This window comes from Cupriavidus sp. 05N40 (assembly GCF_056397305.1).
Genome location: NZ_JBFTND010000328.1, coordinates 1 through 5,113 on the forward strand (window position 1 = coordinate 1; position 5,113 = coordinate 5,113).

At 62.6% G+C, this 5,113-nt stretch carries 4 protein-coding genes; 3 read left to right on the top strand and 1 reads right to left on the bottom strand.

Annotated elements, in window-relative coordinates; genetic code table 11:
• Nucleotides 1-364 precede the first annotated feature (364 nt).
• Entirely contained in the window at nt 365-943 is a 579-nt protein-coding gene (locus tag AC1DO7_RS39265) for an AraC family transcriptional regulator (RefSeq protein ID WP_441624458.1), read from the bottom strand.
• Nucleotides 944-1,804: 861 nt separating this feature from the next.
• On the opposite strand from AC1DO7_RS39265, the gene AC1DO7_RS39270 reads away from it, so the two are divergent.
• The 3 genes from AC1DO7_RS39270 to AC1DO7_RS39280 all read left to right on the top strand — a co-directional run.
• The gene (locus AC1DO7_RS39270) at nt 1,805-2,479 is read left to right on the top strand and encodes an antibiotic biosynthesis monooxygenase family protein (protein WP_441650470.1); all 675 of its coding nucleotides are present in this window, start codon (nt 1,805-1,807) and stop codon (nt 2,477-2,479) included.
• A gap of 313 nt (nt 2,480-2,792) precedes the next feature.
• The gene (locus tag AC1DO7_RS39275; protein ID WP_477117417.1) at nt 2,793-3,869 is read left to right on the top strand and encodes an HlyD family secretion protein; all 1,077 of its coding nucleotides are present in this window, start codon (nt 2,793-2,795) and stop codon (nt 3,867-3,869) included.
• The coding region (locus AC1DO7_RS39280) for an efflux transporter outer membrane subunit (protein WP_477117418.1) at nt 3,866-5,113 on the top strand (1,248 nt) is incomplete at its 3' end. The genes AC1DO7_RS39275 and AC1DO7_RS39280, both read left to right, overlap by 4 nt.

Genomic DNA, 5,113 nt, shown 5'->3' on the forward strand with positions numbered 1-5,113 from the left:
TCGGGTCACGGCTGGCTCGCATGGAAACCGGCGCTGACAATATCAGCGACCAAGATCAAAGGGCGATTTCCCATCCAACTCGAGAACAGCGTATGTTCGGCACCAGCTCATGGACGATGGCTTCGACGGGTTCTCCGCCCTGGCCCAGTCCACCCAGCACTTTCTTGATGTGCTTCTGGAAGAATTGTGAGGATCGTGGCAACCATTCTGCCAACGATCGGAGCCGCGCGCTCAGCCAAGAAGATCATCTACCGGCCAAAAAGGGCCGTATCTGGGCCACGATGACCATGACCTCGCCATCCGGGCCATCGCCGTCGCATCCGCGCGGGAGGGAATGCGGCACCGGATGGGCTTGCTCCGTGCCTCAACGGCGCGGCGTCAACAGCGCCGTGGCGATGGTTCGGGCGACGTCTTCGCCAAGATCCTCCCTGACCAGCGCCAGGGCCAGATGGACACCGGCGCTCACGCCGCCCGACGAATACAGGTTACGGTCCTTCAGGCAGCTTAGATTGGTCATGACGTGTACCAGGGGATGCTCGGTTGCGAGCCGTTGCGCGTCGCGCCAATGCGTGGTCAACCAGCGGTGGTCGGCAAGACCGGCACGCGCGAGCAAGAAGGCGCCGTTGCATACGGATGCGAGCCTTCCCGCCCTACGCCCGGCATCGCTGAGCCAATCCACCACTTCCCGTTGCCCATGCCTCAGGCCGATGAGCGGGGACCCGGGCACCACGATAATGTCGAACGGAGCACGCACATCCGACACGCACTCCGTCGTGCCCACCGCCACCCCGTTCGAGCATGCGACAGACCCGGGCGACGGCCCGACGAGATGCTGTTCATAGAACGTTCCGCCGCACAGGCAGTTCGCCTCGTGAAACACATCCATCGGGCCAGTCACATCGAGTAACTGGAATCCGGCGTACAACATCATCGCAACACGCATGCTCCGTTACTCCCCGAATGCCCTCGAAACAAGCGCAGCCCGCCTCGCCGCGTATGCGGCGTGGTAACCGGGTGCCAGAGAGGTTTGACGATCCTGAATCAACGTGATGAATCCGTCCTTGCTTGGGGTCCGGTCCCTAATTCGACCGCGACAATTGGCGAGGCGGCGGCAGCCCCATCCCGGCTACCCCAAGCCGCAACCAGGGCTGATGCGTTTCCAGGTGCACCCGGGTCAGGTTCCCAGCCGCAGTCCCGAAATCAAGTCTAGTCAGTCCATATGGCGGCACGAACACGCAGGTGCGCCGTGTCTGGCCAATCGATGCGGAATTTGGGCCACGTCGTATCACCGGCACCGCCGCGCCTCCGATCGTGCCTGTCGCATTGCGCGTTGGGCACCCCTTGCGCTTCGCCGCCTGAGCTTCAGCTTTCGAGCGAACCGGGCGCCGCGCGCCAGTCACGCTGCCTCGATCGAGGATGACCGCAAAGGACAGCCAGCTCGCGCAAGTTGCCCATTCCGATTGGCTCAAAACAGATCAGAAATGGCCAGCACCAATCGCTTCCGCGACGGCGCGGAGCGGGTCTTCGTGATCGTTCCCGCCCGTGCAAATCGGCTTTATTGGTCAAACCGAAATGGACTATTCCAGGTGGTTGCGATTTCCATGGAGTCCACAAGTTACTTGGCAAAATTCACGCACTTGTTGGCCGAATACCTGATCCTCCCAGCCTTTAAGAAACACTCTCCGTGCCATACAGTGAATGCACCAACTGCTTGACTGCGACACGGAAATCAACCCGTCGTCATCGCCAGTTTCGCGCATTTTCCACATAACGTCGTGTGGTCAACGGAAAGAAGGAGTACCTCATGTTTTCTGCAATGCTTGAAGTCAACCCGATACCCGAACAATTCGATGCCTATCTCGGCATGGCGCAGATGCTGCGACCTGAACTCGAGAAGATCGATGGGTTTATCGACAACACCCGCTATGCAAGCCTGACGCGCGAGGGGTGGCTCCTCTCGCTGTCGAGCTGGCGCGACGAGAAGTCGCTGGTGCGCTGGCGTACCACGACGAAACACCACAAGGTCCAGCAGGCGGCGCGCGATCGGGTATTTGCCGACTATCGCTTGCGCATTGGCCAGACCGTCAGGGATACCCACGTGCCCGCCGGGCAAGTCTTGCTCGAACAGCGCCTGGATGTCACTGAGACAGGCGCCGGCACGGCGGTGACGCTGCTCGATGCGACGCGCGCGCCGGACTGGGTCAGGCAGGCCGGCGCGGAATCGGTCGCGAAGTCGCTTGGACTTGAAGCGGGCGCGTCGGGCCTCGTCGCCTGGGATGTGTTCGACGCGCTGATGACGCCGGGAGACGTGATCGTGGTGGCGACGTGGCACGACCAGGCAACCGCAGAAGTATTCGAACGCGACGCAAAACTGCCAGAGGGCGTGCGCCTGCGGCACATCCGCATCGTCCGGGCGTACGGGATGTTTGATCGCCGGGAAGCACCGCAATACTTTGAGGAAGTACAGCCTCGGGCGTAAGGCAGTCGCAGCCCGATATCGGCATTCGGGGTTCGGCGAGCACATGGCCCTTGACGGCGATTCGCAGATGCAATCACCTACTGAACACGCGTAGCTAGCGAACCCCTATGACCACCACCAACCCTTTGACAACCGGAGCCGCGCAGCCAACGCCCGCACAGGCCACGCTATCACATCGTCTCTCTGTGGGCCTGATTGGGACCTTGCTCGCGTCGCTATCTGCAATACGCAATGAACAGGTCACTGCGCTGGCAATGACCCATGATTTGAACATGGGCGCTACTCCGCCCTCTTCCCACTAAGGGAGATTTCCATGTCAGCCGCCACCCGATCCCGCCTCAGAACCGTTCGCATTGCCGTGCTTGTCGTCGCGGTCGGCATCGTTGCATGGGCTTGCACAAGGCTTGCTGGCAACTCGGATACCGAATCCACAAACGATGCCTACGTGTCGGCCGACTTCACGCTCGTGGCGCCGCGTATCGCCGGCCAGGTTTCAGAGGTACTGGTCAACGACAATCAGTGGGTCAAGGCCGGGCAATTGATGGTGCGTATCGATGACCGCGATTTCCGGGCCGCATTGTCGAGTGCGCAGGCGGACGTGGCGGCAGCCAAGGCATCCATAGCAAACTACGACGCCGAGATTGCGCGGCACCCCTCGCTCGTCGAGCAGGCGCGCGCCACGCTTCGCTCCGACGAAGCGTCGGTCGAGTTTGCGCGAGCGAACGCCTCGCGCTACCAGAATCTCTCCGAAGCAGGAGCGGGAACCACGCAGGAACAACAACACGCTTCGAGCGCGCTCGCCGAGCAACTTGCGCGGCAGTCCCATGACCGCGCCGCGTTGAGCACGACTGAGCAGAACCTCGACGTGCTGCGCACGCAACGCGACAAGGCGGCCAGCACGTTGATGCGCGCCGAGGCGGCTCAGGAATTGGCGAATCTCAATCTGTCCTATACGGAAATCCATGCACCGGTGGACGGCAAGGTTGGCAGGCGCTCGGCGCGGGTCGGCGCATTTGTGACGCCCGGCGCGCCGGTTCTTGCGATTGTCCCGATCGCCGACGCCTATGTCGTCGCCAACTTCCAGGAGAACCAGATCACCAACATGCGACCTGGCCACAGCGTGCGCATCAAGGTGGACAGCCTTCCTGGCGTCGTGATCCAAGGCCATATCGATAGCCTTGCCCCGGCGACCGGAGTGAGCTTCGCGCCGATTGCGCCTGACAACGCAACGGGCAACTTCACGAAGGTCGTCCAGCGCGTGCCTGTCAAGATCACCATCGACCGCGGGCAGCAAGCCGCGTCTGAATTGAGCGTGGGGCTTTCTGTCGAAGCGGAAGTGGCCGTTGGCCGCCGTGGCGATACGCTGGCCAAGGGAGCGGACAGAAAATGAATGCGAGTGAGTTCCCTATCCGCGCGTCGGTGCTGGCGATACTGGCGTGCCTCGCGATGGTGGGCTGTGCCGTAGGGCCGGATTTCGAACGTCCGAAGACATCCGCACCCGACGTCTTTGACCGCGCCCAGTCTGCGCAGGCATCGAGCAAGACCGTCGAATCCCAGTTCAGTTCAGAGTGGTGGACACTGTTCAACGATCCCCTGCTGAACTCGCTCGAGGAGAAACTGGTCGAAGCCAACCTGGACGTCGCAGCCGCGTCGGCGCGGCTGCGGCAAAGCCGGGCAGTACAACGGGTGGCCGGCGCCGCCGAATATCCGACACTGGACGGCGCCGCCTCCTATCATCGCGAACGCGGAAGTCCAAACGGCATCCTCTCGCTGCTTGGGGTCAGCCCGACAGGTAGTCCGCCACCATCGGCGTCGGGCGACTCGCCGCTCGGCGTCGCGCCATTGCCGGGTTCGAGTGGTTCGCCCGCGTTCGACCTGTACCAGTTCGGCTTCGATGCGTCATGGGAGGTCGACATCTGGGGCCGCGTGCGACGCGGTGTCGAAGCGGCGACCGCTTTGACGGCGGCCTCGTACGAGGACCGGAACGCGGTCCTCTTGTCTGCCCGCGCCGAACTCGCGCGAGACTATATCGAGTTGCGCGACACGCAATCCCTGCTACAGATCGCGGTACAGAACCTTGAAATCGCCCGTGACACCACGAAGCTCACGCAGGTACGCGCACGTGAAGGCGTCACGACGGATCTGGACGTGGCCAACGCTTCCGCGCAGGCAGCATCGATCGAAAGCCTGATTCCGACGCTCGAGTCGCGTCGCGAGGCCACCATCAATGCGATCGGACTGTTGCTGGCCGAGGAGCCGGGCGCGCTGCGGCAATCGCTCGGCGAGGTGCGTGACATTCCGGAGCTCCCCAAGGAGGTGCCCATCGGCTTCCCCTCGGAACTGGTGCAGCGCAGACCGGACATCAGGAGGGCGGAGGCGCAACTGCACGCGGCCACGGCGTCGATCGGCATGGCAAAGGCCGACTTCTATCCGCGCATCACGCTAAATGGCAGCGCCGGGTTCCAGAGTCTCCAGCTCTCGAACCTCGCAAACTGGGCATCGGGCCAGTTTGTCGTCGGACCGTCGATCTCGCTTCCCATCTTCGAGGGCGGCAAGCTCAAGGGGATGCTGCATCTGCGCGAGGCGCAGCAACAGGAAGCCGCGATCGTCTACAAACGCACCCTGCTCGAAGCC